This window comes from Armatimonadia bacterium (assembly GCA_039679385.1).
Lineage (GTDB): Bacteria > Armatimonadota > Zipacnadia > Zipacnadales > JABUFB01 > JAJFTQ01.
Window position 1 is genome coordinate 24684 of sequence record JBDKVB010000149.1, and the last position, 22674, is coordinate 47357.

The window sequence follows — 22674 nt, forward strand, 5'->3', positions numbered from 1 at the left end:
GGCCTCCTCTGCACTTGAGGGATTGAGAACAGCAACGATGTGCTATAATGGAGTTGTCTTTAGCCACATGGGGAATTGGTCCAGGGGTGAATCAAAGCAATACCCAAGGGAGGCATCGGACGTGAAGAAGATCATCGCAGTTGTGGCCTTGCTGTGCCTTGCCAGCGTCGCCTTGGCCGCTTCGGCGCCGGTTGTTAACTCGCCGAAGGACGGCGACAAGATCGGCCCGAGCGTGTACCTGAACATCCAGACCGAAGGCAAGCAGTTCGTGATCGTCGTCACCGACGTCTATGTTCGTGGCAATAACAAGCCGGTCGGTTCGGTCCCGGGCATCCGCCACTGGACCAATGACGATGGCGCTCTCACCGTGCGCATCTCCACCCCGCGCGTAGTGAACGCCAAGAAGTCCGACATCACCTACAAGATCCGTGTCTTCACCGCGACAGCCGCTGGCGAGAAGAGCCCTGAGACCGTCGTCACCTGCTATCCGGAGTAGCGGCTCGCCAAAGTCCTGCGACCAACAGAGAGGGGCGGCCTTTGAGCCGCCCCTTTTCCGTGCGTGATCAGACTGCCTAGCCCTACTCGTCGACCCGTCGTGCCAGTATCCAGGTGCGGCGGCCCCCACCACGATCCAGGTACAGCTCGTACACCTCTCCCGCCGTCGTCCTCACCCTCCAGTAGTTGCGATGTCGTCGCCGGTACCAGGTGCGCGTCCTCTCGCCTGCAACGAAGCCGGTATCCGTCCACATGCTCTCGACCTGCGCGACCTCGTAGCGCTCGCCGCGCCACACGAAGACCTTCGGCTCGCGCAGCGTGTCCCCCTCATCGGTCATCTCAACCTGGATCGGCTCGGATATGAGCATACCAGTCACTCCGGCAAGGCTACCTGAGTCCCGAGTTACGGTCGGTCCGCTGCCCCACTTCGGGCCGCGATCTCATAGGCGATCGCGCCGTAAGCGGGCAGCTCGACCGGTAGGTCAAAGGTCGCCGGCCTGGTCATGGCTGTGCCGCTTCCGTCCTCGCTGCGCGGAGTCACCGACAGCGTGCTTCCTTTGGCGAAGCCATACCGGGTGCCGTCCATCTTGAGCGTCACCTGCAGCGGCTTGTCGAGCACGTTCACCAGCAGCACGACCAGCTTGCCGTCCTGTGACTTCCACGCGCCGCGCTGCAGGGCCGAATCGGTGACCATGGTGGGGCCGTGCCAGGCCCAGTCGGCCGTGACCTCCGGCACTTCGCCCTCCACAACAGGCGGGTGCGCCATCTCACCGCGCGCCAGATAGGGGACCAGCGCATAGCGCAACCGTGCAAGACGCCGGAAGAAGGAGCCGGTCACCTCCAGGTCCTTGAGGAGTACCGGGGCGCCAATCCAGCCCAGTTGCTCGCCGAAGACAAACTCCTGGGCCGCCTTCATGCGGTAGCTCAGCTTATCGCTGCCGCCGTACGAGCGCGAGAACATCTGGAGCCGACCGCCATACACAGCAGCGAACAGCGGGATCATGTCCTGGCTCTGGAAGTGCCAGGTCAGGTAACCGTCGAACCACCGGGCGTAGGGCTCGGCGTTGCACTCGGTGGTGAGCATCTTGTCTGCAGGTAGGCGCGAGACGAGGTCGCCCAGCATCGGCCAGTACCCCTTCTGCGTCCACCAGTTCCCGCCTCCGAGCGGGTGACCATGCGTGGCGTCGAAGCACATCACCGGCCGCGCCGCTGCCACCTGGTCGATATAGACGCCGTCCACGTTGTACTCCGGCCCGGTGAGGCGCAGCACGATCTCCTTCACCTTGTCCTGCCACACCTTCGTGGTCGGGCACATCGGGACCAGCTTCTCCTTGGACCCGTAGACCTCGATGTAGTAGTCGCCCTTTTCGTCCTTGGTCGCGTTGGGCAGTGCGAGGGTCTTGAAGTCGTCGGTATCGCTATCCCACAACCGCCCGTTGATGTAGGGCATCACTCGCACGCCGCCTTCTTGCAGGCGACGCACGCCCTCAGCGAAGCCCTCCTTCACCGGGAAGTAGTGCGGGTAGTCGTTGTCAAAGGGGATCTGGTGCCAACTGTACCAGTGTACCGCCAGCGGCACTCCCAGGTACTCGCGCAGTTTCAGGCAGGGATCGAGGACGTTGGTCGGTGCGCCGCTCATGATGGTCCACATGGGCATCTCGACCATCCACTGCGGCGTCGGTCGCGGCATGCCCTTGAGGCCTGCAATCCCGGGCTCTCGCTGCACAGGCCACCAGGCGGCTTCCTTCTTCGCCCAGGTCTTGTAAATCTGGGCGGCGTCGAACCAGTCGCCGTCGAAGACCTCGAGCACGCAGGGGAAGGAGGCGAAGTCGTTCTTGGCCACTCCCGTGTTGGGCGCCGGTGTCGAGACCTCGCAGCCGATCCCGTTCCCGAGGCGGCGGAAGCGCAGGTTCTTGGCGGTTGCTCCGCCGTCATGGGCAGCGAAGTAGACGCCGCCAAGGCTGTCGTAGTAGCCGCCGAACTGCAGTGTGCACCAGCCGTTCGGCCACAGCCCGTCGAAGTTGCTCAGCCGCTGCGTCGGGTTGGCGGTCAGAGTCCCCGAGCCACCCGGCACGAAGGCGTAGTCCTCGCCCTCACTCAGCCGCTGAAGGGAGATGCTCGGGAAGGCGACGGAGCGCAGACCCAGGGCGTCGCTGTGTGGACGCACCGCGATGCTCCAGGTGATTCGCCGACCCTCCAACTGGACGGGTACCTGCACCTCGATGTCGCCGACGCTGGTGTCGGCAGGTGTGCGCCAGCGCAGAAGGCAGCTTGCCGTCCCGGCCTTAGTCTTCGAACCGGGCTCCAACACCGCTTCCGCCCAGGAGTCCTCAGCGGTCACAGTCTTCGAGGGGTTGCTGCCCGCCGACAGCTCCAGCCGGAACAGCGGTCCGCCGTCAGCTAACAGGAGCTCACGCTGGTGGTCGAAGTCGAACAGGCTCACCAGGCGCGGCGCCTGCCCGGCACGCTGCAGGAATCCCAGACCAATCTCGCCGTTCTCGATCGGCGTGAGCCTGGCGTCCTTCCCCAGTAGCGGCTGGAGCGTAGCGAAGGGATCCGCACCGGCCCTACCGAGCGTCTCCGACATCGTCACCAGAGCACGGTCGGTCGCTGCCAGTCGTCCCTCTCGCCGCGACTCGCGCTCGACGAGACTGAGTGCCCAGGCCCACAATCCGGCACGTCGGCTATCGCTGAGGGTGCTGATCTGCGTCCGCACCGAGGCGAGCCGTGACTGCAGCGTCGAGGTGGTCACGGTCGCCGTCGAGGCCACGGTCACGCCCTTTGCCATCTCCTGCAACTGCGCCGCCGCCCCGGGCTCAGCCGAGACGAACAGCGTCGTCGCCAGCCTGTGCTCGCTGCCGGTCATCGCCTCCCAGGGGCCATGCAGGTACGTGCCGTACTCGCCCCGCCCGTCGTAGATCAGCGTCCGCTCGGATACGAGACCCAGAACGTTGGCACCCTCCACCAGCGCTCCCCAGCTTCCCGAGTACGACTTCTTCTCCGCCTTGAGCTCCGCGGGCGCGGTGAGGCCGCTGGTGAGGTAGTGGCTGAAGTCGGTGCCCGGGAAGTTGATCTCCGCGAGGTGCGCCTGGCTCCAGTCGAAGGCCTGCTGCTGAGTGACCTGCGCGGTGACGCCAATCAGCGGAGAGTTCGGGAGATAAGCGAACTCATACACCGCCGTCGGGTGCGAATCGGGCGTCTTGCTCGTGCCCTGCACATACTCCGCATAGACCCGAACCAGCGTGCGGACCGGTCCCTGAGCCACGAGTTCGATCCGTGGCTTCCGGGTGTCCCGCGCATTGAACCCCTTGAGGTTGGTATCCCACAGCCGGTCGTTCCAGGTGAAGGCCTCGAAGGTCTTGCCCGTCGCCTTGAACTCAAAGCGCGACGGGAGTCCCGCCTGCTTCGCCGGATCATGGGTGAGGCGGTAGTACTCGCTCTCGACCACGAGGCGGCCACCAGCAGTGTCCACCTTGAGGTCACTCGTCGGCATGACTCCTGCGACCGTCGGTCGAGCGCTGCCCACATAAACGCGGACGCGCTGATTCCCGGTGGCGTTCGGAGGCAGCCTAAGGGCCAGAGTCCCTTGAGCCTGTGCCTGCCAGTCGAAGCCGGGACCGGGCTCGAACTGCGACGGCAGCGGTGCGAGCTTGCCGTCCTCGCCTTCGAGCAGGCACAGCGGCTCCTTGTGCTCGAGCGGCACTCGCAGCGTCGCGGCGATGTCGGCGAGGTCGAGGGGAATCGTCGTCGGCAGCAGGGCCCCTTCCGGGACCCTCAGATCGAGCACCGCATAGGGCGCTTCCTGCTGGGCCATCACAGACAACGGGGCTATCAGCCCCAGAAGGATCAGACCGAGAGCACAGACGCGAATCATGAACAGGCTCCTTCCCTGAAGGTTCTGAGAGGTCGCTTGGTTGTGTTGCGGGTCCTTAGTGAGTCGCCGCACCTGTTGCCGGAGCGATCTCATAGGCCACGGCACCGTAGGCCGGGAGCTCCACCGGCAACTCGAACGAGCACGCCTTCGTCAGCGCAGGAGCGGTCCCCTCCTCAGTGCGAGGTGTGACCGACAGCATGCTCCCCGCGGCGAAGCCATACCGGGTGCCGTCCATCTTGAGTGTCGCCTGCAGCGGGCGGTCGAGGACGTTCACCAGCACGACTGCCAGCTTGCCGTCGGCTGACCTCCACGCACTGCGTTGCAGGGCCGAGTCGGTGACGGGGTGTGCGCCGCTGAATCCGGTCCAGCTTGCGGTGATGTCCGGCACGTTACCCTCAATCACCGGTGGACGTGCCATCTCGCCACGCCCCAGGTAGGGAGCGAGTGCATGGCGCATCCGAGCCAGCCGCCGGAAGAAGGGCCCGAGCACCGTCGGATCGTCCAGTATCAGGCGAGCCCCAAACCAGCCGAGTTGCTCGCCGTAGACGAGCTGCTGAGCTCCCTTCATCACGAAGCCGACCTTGTCGTTGCCTCCGTAGGCCCGACCAAAGCACTGGATTCGACCGCCGTACACCGCGGCAAAGAGCGGGATCTGGTCCTGCTCCTGGAAGTGCCAGTTCAGGTAGCCGTCGAACCAGCGGGCATAGGCCTCTGCATTGCACTCGGTGGTGACGGCCGTCTCCGCGGGCAGGCGCGAGATCAGGTCGCCCATCAGCGGCCAGTACCCGCCCTTCGTCCACCAGTTCCCACCTCCGAGTGGGTGGCCGTGCGTGGCATCGAAGCACTGCACCGGCCCTGCGGCTGCGATCTGGTCGAGGTAGATGCCGTCCGCATGGAACTCAGGGCCGCCCAGCCGCACCTCGACCTCCTTGATCGTGTCCTGCCACACCTTGTTGGTCGGGCACATCGGTACGAGCTTGCGCTTCGACCCGTAGACCTCGATGTAGTAGTCGCCCTTCTCGTTCTTGGTCGCGCCGGGCAGGGCTACGGTCTTGAAGTCGTCGCTCTCGCTATCCCACAGCCGCCCGTTGATGTAGGGGAACACCCGCACGCCGCCTTCCTGCAGGCGGTTGAGGGCTTCGGCGAACCCCTCCTTGGCCGGGAAGTAGTGCGGGTAGTCGGTATCAAAGGGGATCTGATGCCAGTTGTGCCAGTGGATGCCGAAGGGCACGCCCAGGTACCGGCGCAGTTGCAGGAGCGGCTCCACAGCCTCCTTCGGCCCCACTCGAACATCCACCCACAGCGGCATATCGCTCATCCAGCGCGGGGTCGGCCTTGGCAGGCCCTTGAGGTCGGTCCGCCCCGGTTCGTTCTGCAGCGGCCACCAGCCGGCTTCCTTGCGTGCCCAGCTCTTGTACTTCTGGGCGGCGTCGAACCAGTCGCCCTCAAAGATCTCGGTCACGCAGGGGAAGGAGACGAAGTCGTTCTTGGGGATGCCCGTGTTCGGAGCCGGTGTCGCAATCTCGCAGCCGATGCCGTTGTCGAGTCGCAGGAATCGCAGGTACTTGATCGACGCGTCGGCATCCTGGGCAGCGAAGTACACACCGCTGAGACTATCGTAGTAGCCGCCGAACTGCATCGTGCAGGAGATGCTGGGCCACAGTTGACTGAAGGAGGTCATGCGCTGGGTCGGATTGGCCGTCAGCACTCCCGAGCCCTTCGGCACAAAAGCGTAGTCCTGACCGCTCCTGAGCCGCTGCAAGGCCAGGCTCGGGAAGGTGATGGTGCGCAGGCCCAGGCTGTCGCTGTGCGGGCTGACCGCGATGCTCCAGGTGATCCGCCGGCCTTCGAGCCTGATCGGCACCTGCACTTCGATGTCGCCAAGGCTGGTATCGGCAGGTGTTCGCCAGCGCAGGAGGCAGCTTGCCTTGCCGGGCTCCGTCTTCGGGCCGGGCTCCAGCGTCGCTTCCTTCCAGGCGTCCTCGGCTGTCACGCTCTTGAGCTGCTCGGCACCGGCAGACAGGTCAAGCCGGAACAGCGGCCCTGCCTCCGCCAGGAGGTGTTCGCGCTCGCGGACGAAGTCAAACAGGCTCACCAGACGCGGCGCCTGTCCGGGACGCTGCAGGAACCCCAGTCCGACGCTGCCGTTCTCCACCGGCGTAAACCGGGCATCCGTTCCCAGCAGCGGCTGCAGAAGGGCAAAGGGATCCGCGTCGGCCTTGGCCACAGCTCCCGCCATGACCTCGACGACCCGTTCCGTCGCCGCGAGTTGTCCGAGCCGTCGCGTTTCGCGTTCGAGCAGACTCAGCGCCCAGGCCCAGGACCCACGACGACGCGCCTCGGCCACGCTCTTGATCTTCGTCCGCAGCGAGGACAGCCGAGACTCCAGCGTCGAGGTGCCCACGATCGCCGCTGAGATCGGCACCACGTTCTTTGCCATCGTCTGCAGTTGCGCTGCCGCGTCGGCCTCGCCGGACACATACAGCACCGCCGAGTACTTGTGCTCGGTGCCCGTCATCGACTCCCAGGCGCCTTGCACATAGGTGCCGTACTCGCCGCGACCGTCGTAGATGCTCACGTTGTCGGCCACGAGCCCCAGGACACTGCTGCCCTCCACCAGCGCACCCCAGCTCCCGTAGTACTTCTTCTTGTCGGCCTTGAGGGCCGTTGGCGTCGAGACCGCGCTGGTAAGGTAGCGGCTGAAGTCTGTGCCCTTGAAGTTGATCTCGGCCAGGTGGGCCTCACGCCACGTGAACCCCTGCTCCTGATTGAGCTGTGCGTTGCAGGCGATCAGGGGACAGTTCGGGAGGTACGCGAAGTCATACACTGCGGTCGGGTGAGAGGGCGGGACCACGTCCCGGTCTTGCACGAACTCCAGATGAACGCGGACCACGGTGCGCACCGGTCCCTGAGCCAGCACCTCGACGCGCGGCGTCCTTGTGTCCCGAGGGTAGAAGCCCCTCAGCGTCGCATCGTAGAGCCGGTCATTCCAGGTGAAGGCCTCGAAGGTCTTGCCGGTTGCCCTGAACTCGAAGCACGAGGGCAGTCCTCCCTGGCGCTTCGGATCATGGGTGAGGCGGTAGTACTTGCTCTCCACCACGACCTTTTCGCCGGTGGTATCAACCTTGAGGTCACTGGCTGGCAGAGCCTGTGCCATCGTCGGGCGAGCGGCGCCTACGTAGATTCGGACGCGCTGCTCCCCCGTGGCACTCCTGGGCAGGGCAAGTGCCAGCGTCCCCTGGGCATGGGTCTGCCAGTCGAATCCCGGACCGGGCTCGAACTGCGACGTCAGCCGAGTGAGCTGCCCCTCCTTGCCCTCCAACAGGCACAGCGGTTCACTGTGCTCAAGGGGCACTCTCAGGGCAGCGGCGAGGTCGGCCAGGTCGAGAGAGAGGGTGGCCGGGAGCAGCGGCTCGGAGCCCGCACGGACTCTCAACTCCAGAACTGCATAGGGCGCGTCTTGCTGGGCGAGGACGGACAGCGGAAGCAGCAGGCCCACGGTGACCAGGCCCAGGGCACCTGCGTAGGACATGGAGGATCTCCCTTCTATCGGCTTCGCGAAGTGGGGCGTCTGGCGCGGGGATGTTTGTCATCGTACACCTGACGCAGACGCTCGGTGGATACGTGGGTGTAGATCTCGGTCGTGGCCAGGCTGGCGTGCCCCAGCAGTTCCTGGATCACCCGCAAATCCGCGCCGCCCTCCATGAGGTGCGTCGCGAAGGAATGGCGCAGAGTGTGAGGCGAGGTGTCCCGGGGAGCGCCTGCCTGGGGCAGGTAGCCCTTGAGCAACTGGTGGAACCGTACCCGGGTCATGGGCTTGCCCAGGCGCGTCAAAAACAGCCCCTCCTCGCCGGGGTCCTTGAGAGACACTCCGCGAGCCTGCTCCACGTAGAGCTGCACCAACTCCAGCGCCGGGTCGGCAATCGGCACCACGCGGTCCTTGTCACCCTTGCCTCGCACGCGCACGGTTCGGCGCTCGAAGTCGATGTTGTGCATCCGCAGCGACACGAGCTCCGACACGCGCAGTCCGGTGGCATACATGAGGGTGAGCATGGCCGCATCCCGCAGGCCCTCGGGAGTCTCGCGATCGGGAGCCTGCAGGAGCGCGATGCACTGATCGACAGTGAGGACCTTCGGAAGGCGTGGCGCGGGCTGAGGCGTCTCGATGTTCGCCGTCGGGTCTCGTTCGGTGAGCCCCTCGCGCACGAGGTGCTGGTGGATGCAACGCAGGCTTGTCAGTTTGCGGGCCACGGTGCTGCGCTTCAGGCCTCTGCGGCTCCTAAGCAGGACCAAGTACTCGACCACAGACTCGCGGGTGGCGCCGAGAAAATCGTCGCATCCTTTTGCGTGAAGGAAGCGGGCGTAGTCATACAGGTCGTTGTCATAGGCCTGTAGCGTGCGCTGGGAGAGCCCGCGCTCCACGGTGACGTAGTCCGACAGCTGCCACCACTGCTCCTCGAAACCGGCGAGCGGCGACCAGACGTCTGCGTCTGCGGTCGGGTCCCGGTCGGTGAGTCCCTCCAGCACTAGGAACTGGTGGATGCGACGCAGGCTGCCCAGCTTGCGGGCCACACTGCTGCGCTTGAGCCCCAGGCGGGCGGTCAAGAGATCCAGGTACTCGATCACCTGCTGGCGGGTGGCGCCGAGGAAGTCGTCGCAGCCCTTGCCGTGAAGAAAGCGGGCGTAGTCGTACAGGTCGTGGGTGTAGGCCTCGAGCGTGCGCTCCGAAAGGCCACGGTCGACGATGAGGTACTCGAGCAACGCGTCCAACTGGCCGCGGAAGTCGCGGATCAGCGACCAGCGATCGGCGGCAGCACCCTCCGGGGGCTGGTTCAGCGAGCTCTCTCCCTCAGCGTGGGGGTTCCGGGTGGTCACTATCTCTCACTGAGGGCCTGGGCGAGGGCCTCAGCTTCCTCGGGCATCAGGTCATGCTGGGCCTTCCCCGCGAGGATGCCGCGGACGAACACGCGACACCCGTCCAGGGAGTAGTTTGAGGTCAGCATCAGCCCGTTGTCGCGGCCGTCGAGCATGCACAGGGCGAAGCTCAGATTGCCGCGAATCTCGTCGTTGGAGTCGTACCGCACCAGGCCGACCCGGCGCAGGGCTCGCGACATCACCCGCTCCAGTTCGGCCATCTGCACCCTCAACTGGTCCATCTGCTGCCCGGTGGTGTTCAGTTGTGTGAAGATGCCGGCAAGGACTTCCTCGCTGCTCTTCCCGCGAACCCGCTGGGCAAGGCCCCGGATGTCCGGCGTAACCTCCGCCAGTCGCCGGTAGGCTGCACGGGCTGCCAGGAGCGACCAGACGGCCAGAACGAGAGCCACGAAAGCAACGCCAAGAGCGATCCAGACAATTGGCTGCATAGTCCCTGCCTCGTCCCGGAAGAGGGATGGCACCGCCCTGCCTCCGCCGTTACCGGCGGTTGCGAGGCCGATGCTGTCGAGTACCTCCGCGGGGCGGTGAGTGCTGCCCCCTAGAAGTCCTCCTGCTCCTGCTTGCGGCGAATCGCGCGCCGGTCGAAGGTCACGGTGACACCCTTGGCGATCTCCACGCCGAGCGACTTCTCGCCCAGATTCACGATCTTGCCGAACATCCCGCCGACGGTGACCACGCGGTCACCCACCTTGAGGGTGTCGACGAGATTCTGGTGCTTCTTCTGCCGAAGGCTGGTCGGCCGAATCACGGCCCACCAAAACATCACCAGCATCAGAATTCCGAAAACGACGATGGGAATGAGTTCCTGCAAGTTGCCCTGTGGCATAAGCGACCTCTGTAACGGGAAAGGCACCTCAAGGCGGGTCCACCGTGCCGCTAAGGCTCGATGACGCCCTTGATGACCTTGTCCTTGTTCTCATCCACCCAGGCCATGGCCTGCGGCGCCTCCGCAAGCGGGAAGTGGTGCGTGATGAGCGACTTCACGTCCACGGCGCCGGTGGAGATCATCTCGATGGAGGGTGGATAGCAATTGATGTAGCGGAACAGCCCGGAGACGGTCAGCTCGCGCTCAACCATGCGCTGAATCGGAATCTCCGGCTTGGTGGCCATGATGTTGCCCACCAGTTGCACCGTGCCTCCGCGCTTGACCACTTCCACGGCATCATGCACGGCCGGGACGGTTCCCGAGCACTCCAGGACGATATCTACGCCGCGGCCGCCGGTGATCTCGGCGACGGCCTCGCGCAGGTTGTCGGTGCTCTGATTCACGGTGTCGCTGGCGCCGAGCTTGGCTGCCTGCTCCAGACGCGAGGCAACCATATCCGTGACGATGACGCGTGTAGCGCCGTTGGCCCTGGCCGCCTGCAGGGCGCACAGACCGATGGGACCGGAGCCGGTCACCAGTACCCAGTCGCCACCACGAACGCCTGCCCGGCGCGCTGCATGGAGACCGACGGAGAAGGGCTCAACCATGGCGCCCTCCTCCAGCGACACGTTGTCCGGGAGCTTGAAGAGGTAGTCAGCGGGCCAGGCGAGGTACTCCGCGAAAGCTCCATCATAGGGCGGACAGGCCAGAAAGACAACCTCGGCGCACAGGTTGTAGCGGCCTGTGCGGCAGAACTCGCACTTGCGGCAGGGCACTCCGGGCTCGATGGCAACGCGGTCGCCGGGCTTCAGATTCGCCACCGCCGGCCCGACCTCGACCACAACGCCCGCAGCCTCATGACCCAGGCTAATCGGCCTGTCCACGACGAACTCGCCAATGCGCATGTGCCGGAAGAAGTGCACGTCGGAGCCGCAGATGCCGCAGGCGCCGATCTTGACCAGACAGTAGTCGGGACCGGCCAACTCGGGCCGTGGCACCTCCTCCACCCGCAGGTCATTGACTCCGTGCAGCACGGCCGCCTTCATCGTTTCGCTCATCGATCATCGCCCCTAAGCGTCAAAGCGTTGGGTATGCAGTGAATCAGAAATGTACCTTCTGCTCGTGACCGGCCTTCACCTGCCCCGGTGCCCGGCGCTCCCCTTCTGGGCCGTCCTGAGGTGATCTACACAGAACCCTGAGAACCCTGGGGGCAAAGGAACAGTCCAATCGGCGTCAGTCCAATACTGCCGAGGGGGTGTGCTCAGATGGGATCTCACACCGGGTGTGACAGGCTGAGAATCGCGATTGTGGTCCTCGCGGGACTGCTCTTGGTTGTCGGGGCGCAGGCGGCGACGACCCAGTCGGAGTCAGGAATCCGGATCGCCCAGGGACGCAACTTCAACGACCCACCGGGGGTGGTGCCGCCGCGGGGCGATGATGCGATCGACCGGCTGCTGGACGCGGTCCAGATCGACAGGCCGGTGAGCTACCACGGACTCACGCTCTTCCCCGTATCCTTGCGGCGCGACTACGCGGACTTCCTGCCGAAGACCTTCGACCGGGCTGTCCGTGACCGTGACCTGATCGTTGAGGAGGTCGGCGGCGGTGAGGTCAACTCGGTCCGCGTGCGCAACGACGGCTCTCGCGCGGTGTTCCTCATGGCCGGCGAGATCATGATCGGCAGCAAGCAGGACCGCACGCTGAAGCAAGATGCGCTGATCGGACCCCGCAGCGGCTGGGTGACGGTGCCGGTGTACTGCGTGGAGGCCGGACGCTGGACCGTCGTGAGCCCGACCTTCGGCACCAAGGACATGCTCGCCGCTCCCTCCTTGCGTGCCCAGGCCTATGCGGGCGCCGAGCAGAGCAGCATCTGGAGCGAGGTCGACCGCGTGGCCGGTGAACAGGGCGTTCGACAGTCCTCAGGCAGGGCCTTCCAGGAGATCTATGAGGACCGGGAGGTCAAGGGCCGCGTCGACGACTACCTGTCCCACCTGCGGCCCTCCGGCGAGCGCGTCGTGGGTCTGGTGGCCTTCTCGGGGCAGGAGCCCATCGCGGCCGACCTGTTTGGCCATGAGGACGTCTACGGCGCTCTGCGCGACAAGCTGATCAAGTCCTACGTGCTCCAGATCCATCCTGAGCTCGGCGCGGGACGCGAGGACACCCCGCAGATGCGCGACGCAGCCCGATTCCTGGCCCGAGCGTGGTCCGAGCAGTGCAGTCGTATCTCGGTGTCCACCCCTGGAGTCGGCGAGAGTCTGCGGCTACGCAACCAGCGCACGAGCACCGGCGGCGGAGCCCTGGTCTACCACGAGGGCGCGGTGCACGTGAGCCTGTTCCCGACGATGTCCATCGAACCGATCCCCCTGCCGGGACCGGGGCCGCTGCCGATTCCGCGCCCCGAGTAGCGCCCCGGCGAGGTTTCTGCTACCATATCCCGCACAACAGGCCGCCGGACTGCGAAGCCACTTCGCCCTTCGGCGGCCTACCTCGTGCCCGCGGAAGGAAACGAGCCGTCGGGCGGCGAAGTCCAAATCGCAGCTAGTAGACGGTTTCTGGAAGGAGTTCCGTCGTGGCAGAGAGACTGTGGCAAGCCCTCCAGGGCCTGCCGGAATGGCTGGTTGTCGCCATCCTATCAGCGGCGCCGATCAGCGAGGTTCGCGGCGGTATCCCGGTCGGGATATGCGTCTACAAGATGCCCGTGTTGAGCGTGTTCGTCCTTGCCGTGATCGCGGCGATCGTCTCGGTGCTCTGGGTCCCGCCGGTGTACTACTGGATGGCGGCTACCTTTGACAAAACGCCGGTGCTGGGCAGCATGTTCCGCTGGCTGACGGAGAAGGCCGAGAAGAGGAAGAAGACGGTCGAGAGCTTCGGCTTCTGGGCAGTAGTGCTCTTCGTGGCAGTTCCCTGCCCGGGATTCGGCGGGTGGACCGGAAGCGTTCTCGCGGCGGTTTGCCGCTTGCCCTACTCGAAGTTCCTGCTCGCCCTGACTCTGGGCACGCTTGCTGCAGCAGCGATTGTCACGTCCCTGACGCTGGGCGGCGTGCATATCTTCGACTCCATTCAGGTCGCACAGTAGCCGGGGGAGATGACCATGGCCGACAACGACAACTTCGTCCGCATTGAGTTCGAGCGATCGCCCTCCTACCGACTCGTGACCGCCGATGGAGCCTGGGGTGGGCCGACGCCGCGTGGCCACATCCTGGTGAACTTCTTCGTCGACGTGCCCGTGGCTCCGCTGTCGGTCACGCACCGCGTCACTGAGGACGGGCAGCTTGGCGCTGAGATGGTCCGGACGCCTCCGACGGGTGAGGGAAGCCCTCGCGTCTCCCGGGAGTTCGAGGTAGGCGTGCTGCTGTCCCCCGAGGATGCAGAGAGTGTCGCCCGGTGGCTCCTGGAGCAAGTCGACCTGCTCCGCAGCGACCACGAAGAGTAGTCCCCCAGACCGATCGGCGGCAGGAGGAGGCCCTCGGCAGCAGTCCGGTGGCGCCTCCTCTCCTGTCAGCCAGGGGTTCCCCTTGCCTCGTCCCGTGCTCAGCCTCCACAGATTGCCTCCTTTATCGCCTCCAAAAAGCCTGAATATCTACTCAAAGTGGCTTGACAGGCTTGCGCCTTGGGTATATCTTTCTCATAGCTTGAGTTATACTTGAGCATGGCCCTGCGCCTTGAGAGGCGTTGTAGTGAAGGGCCGGCTGCGCTGTCCACGGGGGAGAGACAGCAGCTCTCGGGAGGTGGCAAGTGATGCCTAGGGCGGGAAGATGGGCGAGGAAGAGGCGCTTCGGCAGTCGCAGAGGCATCGTCCTGGCGATTGCAGTGATGGCGATGCTTGTGCTGCTCGGCGTCTGCGGGCTCTGCATCGATGTCGGGCAGGCAGTCTACGGGCTGCAGCAGTGTCAGAATGCGGCCGACGCGGGGGCCCTGGCAGGATCACAGGAGCTGCCCTACTCCACTCCCGCGACCGCCATGGCAAGAAGCATCGCCACGGCGAATGTGCCCAGCAGCCAGAGTTCGTTGTTCAGCGTCAACGCGACCTACTACGCCAAGAGCGCCACAGTCCCCAACTACGGGATCGCGCCCTACGGCGGAGCAGTCGTTGTCACTGCCGCCAAGAACGTGCGCTACGTGTTCCTCCGGGCCCTGGGGTTCGGGGGCGTCACTGTGCACCGCTCCTCCGTGGCGACGAAGATCATCACCGGCACCTGCATCTCGCCGATGTGGATCTCCAACGCGACGGTTGTGCAAAACGGCGTGCAGATCAACATGCTGATGTCGGACGGGCCACACTGTGCCGGCATCCCCGGCAGCTTCGGCTTCCTGACCCCGAACGGCGGTGTGGATTTCGACCTGTGCCTCAAGGGTCTGATCACGCCCGAGCAGGCCGAGCTGCAGCGGCTCAGGGAGAACGACTACGTGTGGGCGTACACCGGTCTGGGTGTAGGGCACTTCCGCGGTGACCTCATAGGCGATGTCGATTCCCGACTCAAGCGTGCACAGAACACTGCGCCGTGGAGCGGCGACACTTTCGCGAGCTTCCACGGCGACAACCCACGCATCATGATCGTCCCCTTCGTGGACTACATCGACGGCACAGGCAGCGGCGCCCGTTTTGCGGTCCAGCGCTTTGGCGCTTTCTGGCTGGAGGACGTCATCACCAACGGTTCTGACAGGTATATTCAGGGGCGGTTCATCGACTTCACCACCCCGGGTGGCACCGGGTACGGGATCAAGACCACTCACCTGGTTCAGTAGTCTTCACGACGGTCCTGAGGGGGGCCGGACAGCGAGCGGGGCGCCGATCTGAAGACCGGCGCCCCGTTTAGTTGTGAGCTCCTGATACCCGTGCGGCTTACCGTCCCGCCTGAAGCCTCTCAATGGCCTCGGCCAGCTTCTGACGGTGCTCGTACATGATCCGTGGGTCCTTCGCGAAGTCGGTCTGCGTCTTGACGATCGCTTCCGGGACCTCAAGCAGGGCCTTTGCAGCAGCGTCGCCTCGTGCGGCCGAGAGCTGCTGGAGCATCGAGAAGTACTCGAAGTCCTCCAGACCCTCGCGTAGCATCTCCCAGCGGATCGAGTTGACGGGACCGCTCACGTACGTGGTCTTGTCTGCCGCGGCCCTCTTGTTGGCCGGGTACAGGAACCGCCCGTCACCATTGCCCCAGTAGCCAACCGTTCCCGCCTCCTGACCGTAACCCGAGGTGTAGCCCATCGGGTCCTCCCAGGGGTTCTGCGGCGTGGTGGGGAAGGCCGACGGGCTGGTCCAGTAGTTGCTCTCCCAGACCAGAATCCCCTGCACATTCCACTTCCAGGTCATCCACAGCCACACGCGCAGGTTCACCGCGTTGTGGTCGATGAACAGCGTCGGCCATGGTGCCTTCGGTCCGGTGCAGACGTACCACCAGATGGTCTCGCCCTGCTTCTGCCGCTCGGCGCAGATCTCCGGATGGTGGTTCGGAAGCACCGGGCACCAGAGGTCTACGGAGCCGAACAACGGCTCGACGGGTTCCTCGGTGAGCATGCGCTTCAGCTTCGGGCCCGCGAGCTTGATCTCGTTCATGCCGTCGCGCACGAAGTCGTAGTCCTTCGGATCGGGCTCGTCGAACCAGTACAGGTAGGCCTTGTCGAGCCACCCGTTCTGCTCCAGGTGGTCCTGAAGACCCATGCAGTACTCCTTGAAGATCCGGCGGTACTCCGGCGTGCCCTGAGCATAGGGACCAATCGCGCCCGCGCTGCGTGAGTAGAAGGTGCCGCCACCCATTCCCTGCAGCGGCAGGCGGAAGGCGCTGAAGTGGTAGTCATCCAGATACTTGCGGGCTTCCTTGTCCCAGGCGGTGAAGTCGAAGCTCGGGTGCATCGCGCCCAGGGCGTTCTCAAAGCCGCCGTCGGTGATGAGGTTGGTTGTGCTGCCCTCCTGGACGAACTTGACGTCGTCGAACCACGTGGTGCCGGTGAGCTTGCCGTCCTCCGTCCACTGGGTGGCTCGGAAGGTCGGACGCAGACTCCGGGCCAGCGGTGAGCGGTCGGCTGGTCGAATCGTCACCGAGTACCGCTCCCACCTGCCGGGGTTGGTGAAGCGAAGGTCGACGTTGTGACCCGAGATCCAGTTCCCGGCCGCGTCGTTACTGGTGAGCGTGACCTGGAAGGTCTGGCCGGGCGCAGCAGTCTTGGCGGCGAAGGACAGGGTGTACCGCGCGTTCGGGTCGATAGTGATGTTCCGCGCAACCTCAGCGGCGACGTTGGCGGTCGTCGACTCGTCTGCCACCTTGAGGCAGCTCTTGCCCTCGGCCGGGTCCTCGGAGACGACCTCGCCGCCGGACCAGTTCAGGCCGGTGAACTCGGTCTTGATCGAGTTCCGCCAGAAGGTGTAGGGCGAGATGCGGTGATCGCGGAAGTTCTGCATGTACAGGTCCCAGACGCGGTTGCGGTCTTCCTCGTTGTTGATGTTGTTGTAGCGCCAGATGTTGCCCGGATCTAGGCCGAAGCCGCTGGCCACATGGCTGTCCTTCGGCAAGGTGAAGTTCCACACGTGCAACTGCACGGGGACGCGGCTTGACCAGCCCTGCGCCTGGAGCGTGATCTCGCCCTGATAGTCGCCCGCTGGGGTTCCCTCGGGCACGTGGTAGGTTAGCCACAGCGGCTGGTTCTGCCCGGCCTTGAGGTCGAGCGGCTCGTCCAGCGGAGGCAAGGCATCAGGCCACCAGCCAAGGCAGCCGGCGCGGTCCGTGGCACGCTTGACGTAGTGGTACCACACGTAGCAGAGGCTAACGTTCTCGGCCGAGAGCTTGGCTCCACCGGGGCCAGTCAGGTCGGAGCTCGTGGCGGTCAGCCCCCTGAGGTCGCGGCTCGGCGAGAGCACAAGCTGCACCGGCTCGAACTCATTGCGTGCCGCCGAGACCTTCAGTGCCTCGCGTCCCGTGTTGCCGCCTGTGACGGCTGGACGCTCACGGCTGACCTTGTACGTCCCCTCACACCACCAGAGCGCGCAGTCGCGATCGGACTTCAGTGGGTAGCCGTAGTCGGTCGCATACAGACTGGGCACCGAGAACTCGGTGCTGCCCTGGAAGAGCGTCGCCCCGTTCGCGGCCACACGCAGTCGCAGGCGATAGTCGCCGGCGCCGCCGACCTCGTACCGGACCGAGGCGACACGCTCTGCGGATCCCGGGAGAGCGGCTTTGGTGGAGAAGGTGCGAGCCCGGCCGGTCTCCGGGGCCTTGGGCTCAACGGTCAATTCGACGGTCGCCTCAGTCGAGAGCGGGCTCACGTTGCGCAGTCGGAACCGGGCCTCGGAGCCGCCGGGAAGGAGGCTGCCCATGTCCTCGGCCGTCACCGCAAGCATCGGGCTCGTCGACTCGACATCCAGGTAGCTCGTGGCACCGACGGCGTCGGGCAGAGCCTGAGCCAGGCGAGCCGAGTACTCGTAACCGTGAATCTGGAAGGAGCCGGGCGCTGAGTCGGCTCGGGCCTCGGTCTGGCCGGGGCTGCGGAGACGGACGTAGATGGCCTTCGCCGGGAGCATCGAAGCGGGTACCCTAAACTCGCCGCCACCGATACCCTCGAGCTTGCCGATCTGCGTCCATTGCTTCCCGTCCACACCGGCCTCCACCACGCAGGTTCCGGCAGAGTACCAGCCGATGCGGGGCTTGACGGTCGCCTCGGTCTGCGCGACGCCGCCGACCTCATGCCGGTAGACGACGAAGTTCCCCGGCCCGAAGACCCAGCGCGAGGAGTTGAAGCCCGCGTTGAAATCCTGCAGCAGTCGTGAGTAGTTCTTTCCGTCGTCGCTCAGGGGGGCGGAGAACTCGTAGACCCCGTTGAGGAGCTTCTCCCCGGCACCGAGGGTCACGGCGCCGAAGACCTTATGCACCGGCACCACGGGCCGGATGCTCACATCGTCGAAGTAGAGGTTCCCCTGCTGGCTCCAGTGCCCGAGGCGGATGGAGGCTTCCTTCTGGTCGGGCCGCGTGATGAACACGTGGGACTGCTGCTGCCAGTTGGGAGTCGCCTGCAGGTCATTGTTGCAGAAGTCGGGACCGGAGACTACGCAGCCTCCGGTGGCGTCCAGTGCGGACTTGACATAGAACGAAAAACGGTAGGGCGTGAAGGGCTGAACTGCAATACCGGACTGACTCCAGCTCCGGACGGAGTCCGCGGCAGTGGAGCCGACACTGACGCAGCGGGCTCCGGTGTTCCCCGAGGTCTCCCAAGCACCGGGTGGTGCACTGAGAACCCAGTCGGAGGGCGTGCGGTCGCCCTGCTCAAAGGACGGGTTACGCACGAGGTTCGCCTGGGCGCAGCAAAGCCCCAGCGAGAGTGCGAGGAGCAGCAACACGAGACGGCTAGACGACATCGGCGGTCACCCCTTTATCATGGAGAGGCCAAATCAGCTCGCGCGCCGGCAGCGCAAGCGCCGAGTGCCCTCCTGCAAAGGTGGTTCGCGGTCGGGCACAACAAACCTGCCCGCTAGAGGACCGACTACCGGGGCCTGCAAGTGCGAAGCGATGCCGGGCTTAGTGAGGGGGCAGAGCCGAGCCGGACTGGTGCCAGGCAGTGAGCCACAGACGCGCCGTGAAGATCGCAGCCTGGGCCAGCTCGCGCGTGACCTCGGGACGCAACCGCGGCGACCATAGCTCATACCGCCGGGGCGCATCACACGCCGGGGTCTGGTCGAAGACACTGTAGAGGAGGGTGATGCGGTAGAAGGACTGCAGGACTTCCTGCCGGGCTTCGCCGGAGACGCTGCGCAGGTCACCCAGAGAGGCTTCTCCGGAGGCGACCTTGTTCTGAGCCAGGGCCAGCACGTCGTGCTCGAGTCCCTGCGCCGTCAGGTAGGCCAGGAACCCGCTCTCGTAGTCGCGATGGATGCCGTGATGAACCTTGTCGGCGGCAGTCCCGGGGCGCACCCGACCATCGTAGTTGATCGTAGTATGAAGGGGCATGCTAGTGTCGCCGGCGTAGTGCGACAGGACCCCACACCAGGTGGCGACATCACTGCTGCGCGTGCGCAGGCGGTAGGTCAGTTCGCCGCACCGTTGAGTGAGCGCCCAGGGCAGCACTCCCTCCTCCGCACGAGCCGGATCGGGACTCACGGGCAGATACCAGCCACCGGAGGCGGTCTGGTAGTACTCCATGTTCACGTAGTGGCGGGGTCCCTCGGAGGGGTCGTTCCTCTTCCAGGTGTCCGGGGCCGGAGCGCCGTCGATGCAGGCTTCCCGGGGCCCGCTGGAGCTGAGGTAGGTCTTCAGCCCGCTGTCGGGGAGCAGAGATACTGCAAGGCGGGCCACCATGCGGTGCCCTTGTGAATCCCAGGCGAACCCGGGGACCGCCAGAACCTGGAGCAGCAGAAGCAAGCCGACTGCAGGACGCAACCTCATGATGGCATAACCCCGTGGCTCGATACCGCCAAAGGTCGCGTCCCCGTGGCGAAACCGGGCAGGAAAGTAGCGACGGCCAAAAACGAGCCTGGGGCCCTCCGGCCCACACTACCGGAAGGCGTTGTCGGGCACCTTCTCGGCAGTCACGTTGGTCTCTTGCTGATTGCCGCCACGCTGCACGGTCAGTCGCACGGTGTCGCCGATGCGGTGCTTGAAGAGCGCCTTCTGCATCTCGTCGTTCTGCGTGACGGTCTTGCCGTCGACGGCGATGATGACATCTCCTGCCCGCAGTCCGGCGCGGTCGGCCGGTCCGCCCTCATAGACGCCCAGGATGACGATGCCCTTGTCGGTGCCCAACTGATAGTAGTGCGCGAAGCCCGGGCTGTTGGGCATGACGTGGGCGAGGCCGATGAAGGGTCCGCGATGGACGAGGAAGTAGAGCGCTTCCTTCGCCTGGTTGATGGGGATCGAAAAGCCGATCCCGACATTGGTGGCGACGGGATTGCCCTGCGGGTCGAAGATGCGGAAGTTGATCCCGACTACATTGCCCGCGAGATCAACCAGCGGACCGCCGCTGTTGCCCTGATTGATGGCCGCGTCGGTCTGGATAACCTTGCGAGTCTCACGACCGAAGTCGCGGGCGCCCAGAGCGCTCACGACGCCCACGGTGACGGTGTGCTCGAAGTTGAAGGGGTTGCCGACCGCAATGACCCATTCGCCGGCCTGGAGCTTGTCGGAGTCACCAAGGGGCGCCGACTTGAGGTCGGCCGGAGGGTTGATGATCTCCAGCACCGCCAGGTCTTCCTCCGTCATGCGACCCAGGGGCTGCGCCTTGAGTTCGCGTCCGTCGGTCAGCTTCACCGTCAGGTCGGTGAAATCGCCGATAACGTGCGTGTTGGTCAGGATCAGCTTGCGCTTCTCGTACTCGAAGATGACGCCCGAGCCGATGCCGCTGATGACGCCGCCGGAGGACATCAGCTCCATCCAACTGCGCGGCTCCCGCTGCCCGGTGATCTTGACCACTGCCGGGCTGATGCGCTTAACCGCGTTGACGATGGCGTTCTGGTCCGTGGTGACCTGCAACTTGGAGGCAGGCGCGGAGTCGGCCGGTGAGCCCGCGACCACGGTGCCCGGAGTCTGGGCCTGCTGGACCTGGGTCCGCGACACGTAGTAGCCGCCGATCCCGCCGCCGACGATGCCGAAGATCAGCGACAGGAAGGCTACGGTAAAGGCGCTGGGCGCATGGCGACTCGTCATGGGGTCAGCCTCCAGTCATGGACGCCTCAGGGCAGGCGCCAAAGTCAGGCGGTCCTGCAAGGGCCAGGCAATTGGCCGGCTCAGAGGTCGGGGCGCTCCCCGCCCTAGATTTGCTTGAGCACGTTGGCCATCTCGATGGCCGTCGTCGCAGCCTCAAAGCCACGGTTGGGCAGGCGGGTTCCGGCACGCTCGATGGCCTGCTCGATGGTGTCCGTGGTGATGACGCCGAAGATCACGGGCACTCCCGTCTGCATGGAGGCCTGGGCGATGCCCTTGGCACACTCCCCGGCCACGAAGTCGAAGTGGGCGGTGCCACCACGGATGACGGCGCCGATGCAGATGACGGCGTCGAACTTGCCGCTCTCGGCCATCTTCTTGGCGGCCAGCGGAATCTCAAAGGAGCCCGGCACCCAGGCGATCCGGATGTCGTCTTCGCAGGCGTTCTGGCGGCGCAGGCAGTCGAGAGCGCCCTCCAGCAGCTTGCCGGTGATGAACTCGTTGAAGCGGGCGACGATGATCCCGAACTTGAGGCCGGAGGCGTCCAGTTTGCCTTCGATCGTTGTGGGCATGGTGAATCTCCAGGGTTCAGAGTCGGTTACTGGGTCGGCTCCTCCGACGGATGGATGAGGTGACCCATCTTCTCTCGTTTGGTCTCCAGGTAGCGACGGTTGTACTCCGTGGGGCACATCTCCAGCGGCACCCGCTCCACGATATCGAGGCCAAAGCCCGTGAGGGCGACGTACTTGGCCGGGTTGTTCGTGAGCAGCCTCATGCGGGAGACGCCCAGGTCGACGAGAACCTGCGCTCCCGAGCCATAGTCGCGAAGGTCTGGCGCGAAGCCCAGGGCGACATTGGCCTCGACGGTATCGAAGCCCTCGTCCTGGAGGTGGTAGGCACGGATCTTGTTGGCCAGACCGATGCCTCGTCCCTCGTGGCCCGGAATGTACAGCAGAACCCCGCATCCCTCCTGGTCGATCATCTGCAGCGCAGAGGCGAGCTGCTGGCCGCAGTCGCACTTCAGCGACCCCAGGATGTCGCCGGTCACGCAGCCCGAGTGGACGCGCACCAGCGGGGCCTCGGCGGCCTTCAGATCGCCCTTCATGAGGGCGATGTAGTCCGTGCCGTCGATGATGGAGGTGTAGATGACGATGTGGAACTCGCCCCAGCGTGTCGGCAGCAGCGCCTCAGCTTCCTTGCGCACGAGCCGCTCGGTACTCCGGCGGTACTCGATGAGGCCGGCGATGGAGGCGATGCGGATGCCGAAGCGTTCGCCCAGCTCGGCAAGCTCCGCCATCGTGGCCGGCTCGCCCCTGTCGTCGAGAACCGTGGCGGTGACAGCCATCGGCTCCAGCCCGGCGAGACGCGCCAGGTCCACAGCGGCCTCGGTGTGACCGACGCGTCGCAGCACGCCGCCATCGACGGCCCGGACCGTCTGCACATGGCCCGGGCGCACGAGGTCTCCGGGACGAGTTTCGGCGGCAATCAGCTTGCTGATGGTCAGCGCACGATCGGCAGCCGAATCACCGCCAAGAACCCCCTTGCGAGCATCCACGCTCACGTGGAAGTTCGGGCCTCCGGCGCGGTCTCGGTCGGTGAGCATCGCCGGAATCGAGAGCTCGTCGAGCCGGGTCTGCATCATCGCCACGCACAGGGTACCCCGGGCGTGCATCAGCAGGAAGTTGATGTGTTCGGCATCGGCAAAGCGCGCGGCGAAGATAAGGTCGCCGCTGTTGCGCTCACCGGCATCGTCGACGACGATCAGGTACTCGCCACGACCAATCGCCTCGACGGCCTCTGCAGTTGTGATCGGGTCTGTCGGCATAGGACGTCCGTGCCTTTGTGTGGCCCTGCGACAGGTATCGGCTCCGGCCCCTCAGGAGCCG

The 22674-nt window shown here is 65.3% G+C and carries 17 protein-coding genes; 5 read left to right on the forward strand and 12 right to left on the reverse strand.

Going from position 1 to position 22674, the window contains the following annotated elements; genetic code table 11:
- The first annotated feature begins 121 nt into the window (after nt 1-121).
- Complete coding sequence (locus tag ABFE16_17280) at nt 122-496, forward strand: hypothetical protein (GenBank protein MEN6347053.1); 375 nt, start codon at nt 122-124, stop codon at nt 494-496.
- 82 nt (nt 497-578) lie between these two features.
- Here the strand turns inward: ABFE16_17280 and ABFE16_17285 are convergent, their stop codons facing one another.
- From ABFE16_17285 to ABFE16_17315, 7 genes are all read right to left on the reverse strand, one after another.
- A complete protein-coding gene (locus tag ABFE16_17285; protein ID MEN6347054.1) occupies nt 579-863 on the reverse strand; it encodes a DUF6504 family protein in 285 nt (94 codons plus the stop codon).
- 35 nt (nt 864-898) lie between these two features.
- Complete coding sequence (locus ABFE16_17290; GenBank protein ID MEN6347055.1) at nt 899-4369, reverse strand: DUF6259 domain-containing protein; 3471 nt, start codon at nt 4367-4369, stop codon at nt 899-901.
- Nucleotides 4370-4424: 55 nt separating this feature from the next.
- On the reverse strand, nt 4425-7901 hold the full coding sequence (locus ABFE16_17295) for a DUF6259 domain-containing protein (protein ID MEN6347056.1): 3477 nt from the start codon (nt 7899-7901) through the stop codon (nt 4425-4427).
- Nucleotides 7902-7915: 14 nt separating this feature from the next.
- Nucleotides 7916-9244: a site-specific tyrosine recombinase XerD gene (xerD, locus tag ABFE16_17300; protein ID MEN6347057.1), complete on the reverse strand. Its 1329-nt coding sequence runs from the start codon at nt 9242-9244 to the stop codon at nt 7916-7918.
- Entirely contained in the window at nt 9244-9732 is a 489-nt protein-coding gene (locus ABFE16_17305; protein MEN6347058.1) for a DUF4446 family protein, read from the reverse strand. The genes xerD and ABFE16_17305 overlap by 1 nt, the downstream gene beginning before the upstream one ends.
- Nucleotides 9733-9842: 110 nt before the next feature.
- Nucleotides 9843-10130 carry a preprotein translocase subunit YajC gene (gene yajC / locus ABFE16_17310; protein ID MEN6347059.1) on the reverse strand — a complete coding sequence of 96 codons (288 nt, stop codon included), beginning with the start codon at nt 10128-10130 and terminating at the stop codon, nt 9843-9845.
- A gap of 50 nt (nt 10131-10180) precedes the next feature.
- On the reverse strand, nt 10181-11227 hold the full coding sequence (locus tag ABFE16_17315) for an NAD(P)-dependent alcohol dehydrogenase (protein ID MEN6347060.1): 1047 nt from the start codon (nt 11225-11227) through the stop codon (nt 10181-10183).
- Between the two features lie 207 nt (nt 11228-11434).
- On the opposite strand from ABFE16_17315, the gene ABFE16_17320 reads away from it, so the two are divergent.
- From ABFE16_17320 to ABFE16_17335, 4 genes are all read left to right on the forward strand, one after another.
- A complete protein-coding gene (locus tag ABFE16_17320; GenBank protein ID MEN6347061.1) occupies nt 11435-12574 on the forward strand; it encodes a DUF6569 family protein in 1140 nt (379 codons plus the stop codon).
- 164 nt (nt 12575-12738) lie between these two features.
- Nucleotides 12739-13245 carry a small multi-drug export protein gene (locus ABFE16_17325; GenBank protein MEN6347062.1) on the forward strand — a complete coding sequence of 169 codons (507 nt, stop codon included), beginning with the start codon at nt 12739-12741 and terminating at the stop codon, nt 13243-13245.
- Between the two features lie 15 nt (nt 13246-13260).
- The gene (locus ABFE16_17330; protein ID MEN6347063.1) at nt 13261-13602 is read left to right on the forward strand and encodes a hypothetical protein; all 342 of its coding nucleotides are present in this window, start codon (nt 13261-13263) and stop codon (nt 13600-13602) included.
- Between the two features lie 305 nt (nt 13603-13907).
- Nucleotides 13908-14915 (forward strand): TadE/TadG family type IV pilus assembly protein, encoded by a 1008-nt coding sequence (locus tag ABFE16_17335; protein ID MEN6347064.1) that lies wholly within the window; start codon nt 13908-13910, stop codon nt 14913-14915.
- A 97-nt stretch (nt 14916-15012) separates the two neighbouring features.
- Here the strand turns inward: ABFE16_17335 and ABFE16_17340 are convergent, their stop codons facing one another.
- The 5 genes from ABFE16_17340 to ribA all read right to left on the reverse strand — a co-directional run bounded on the left by ABFE16_17340 (nt 15013) and on the right by ribA (nt 22613).
- The gene (locus ABFE16_17340) at nt 15013-18510 is read right to left on the reverse strand and encodes a glycoside hydrolase domain-containing protein (protein ID MEN6347065.1); all 3498 of its coding nucleotides are present in this window, start codon (nt 18508-18510) and stop codon (nt 15013-15015) included.
- A gap of 160 nt (nt 18511-18670) precedes the next feature.
- The gene (locus tag ABFE16_17345; protein MEN6347066.1) at nt 18671-19534 is read right to left on the reverse strand and encodes a S1/P1 nuclease; all 864 of its coding nucleotides are present in this window, start codon (nt 19532-19534) and stop codon (nt 18671-18673) included.
- Between the two features lie 108 nt (nt 19535-19642).
- The gene (locus tag ABFE16_17350; protein ID MEN6347067.1) at nt 19643-20791 is read right to left on the reverse strand and encodes a trypsin-like peptidase domain-containing protein; all 1149 of its coding nucleotides are present in this window, start codon (nt 20789-20791) and stop codon (nt 19643-19645) included.
- A 104-nt stretch (nt 20792-20895) separates the two neighbouring features.
- On the reverse strand, nt 20896-21360 hold the full coding sequence (ribE, locus tag ABFE16_17355) for a 6,7-dimethyl-8-ribityllumazine synthase (GenBank protein ID MEN6347068.1): 465 nt from the start codon (nt 21358-21360) through the stop codon (nt 20896-20898).
- A gap of 26 nt (nt 21361-21386) precedes the next feature.
- Entirely contained in the window at nt 21387-22613 is a 1227-nt protein-coding gene (gene ribA / locus ABFE16_17360; protein MEN6347069.1) for a GTP cyclohydrolase II, read from the reverse strand.
- Nucleotides 22614-22674: the final 61 nt, after the last annotated feature.

What these genes read in the sequence shown, in the direction of transcription:
- ABFE16_17285 (MEN6347054.1), bottom strand. Translation starts at nt 863, where the DNA reads ATGCTCATATCCGAGCCGATCCAGGTTGAGATGACCGATGAGGGGGAC.
- ABFE16_17290 (MEN6347055.1), bottom strand. Translation starts at nt 4,369, where the DNA reads ATGATTCGCGTCTGTGCTCTCGGTCTGATCCTTCTGGGGCTGATAGCC.
- ABFE16_17295 (MEN6347056.1), bottom strand. Translation starts at nt 7,901, where the DNA reads ATGTCCTACGCAGGTGCCCTGGGCCTGGTCACCGTGGGCCTGCTGCTT.
- ABFE16_17305 (MEN6347058.1), bottom strand. Translation starts at nt 9,732, where the DNA reads ATGCAGCCAATTGTCTGGATCGCTCTTGGCGTTGCTTTCGTGGCTCTC.
- yajC (MEN6347059.1), bottom strand. Translation starts at nt 10,130, where the DNA reads ATGCCACAGGGCAACTTGCAGGAACTCATTCCCATCGTCGTTTTCGGA.
- ABFE16_17315 (MEN6347060.1), bottom strand. Translation starts at nt 11,227, where the DNA reads ATGAGCGAAACGATGAAGGCGGCCGTGCTGCACGGAGTCAATGACCTG.
- ABFE16_17320 (MEN6347061.1), top strand. Translation starts at nt 11,435, where the DNA reads ATGGGATCTCACACCGGGTGTGACAGGCTGAGAATCGCGATTGTGGTC.
- ABFE16_17330 (MEN6347063.1), top strand. Translation starts at nt 13,261, where the DNA reads ATGGCCGACAACGACAACTTCGTCCGCATTGAGTTCGAGCGATCGCCC.
- ABFE16_17335 (MEN6347064.1), top strand. Translation starts at nt 13,908, where the DNA reads ATGCCTAGGGCGGGAAGATGGGCGAGGAAGAGGCGCTTCGGCAGTCGC.
- ABFE16_17340 (MEN6347065.1), bottom strand. Translation starts at nt 18,510, where the DNA reads ATGTCGTCTAGCCGTCTCGTGTTGCTGCTCCTCGCACTCTCGCTGGGG.
- ABFE16_17345 (MEN6347066.1), bottom strand. Translation starts at nt 19,534, where the DNA reads ATGAGGTTGCGTCCTGCAGTCGGCTTGCTTCTGCTGCTCCAGGTTCTG.
- ABFE16_17350 (MEN6347067.1), bottom strand. Translation starts at nt 20,791, where the DNA reads ATGACGAGTCGCCATGCGCCCAGCGCCTTTACCGTAGCCTTCCTGTCG.
- ribE (MEN6347068.1), bottom strand. Translation starts at nt 21,360, where the DNA reads ATGCCCACAACGATCGAAGGCAAACTGGACGCCTCCGGCCTCAAGTTC.
- ribA (MEN6347069.1), bottom strand. Translation starts at nt 22,613, where the DNA reads ATGCCGACAGACCCGATCACAACTGCAGAGGCCGTCGAGGCGATTGGT.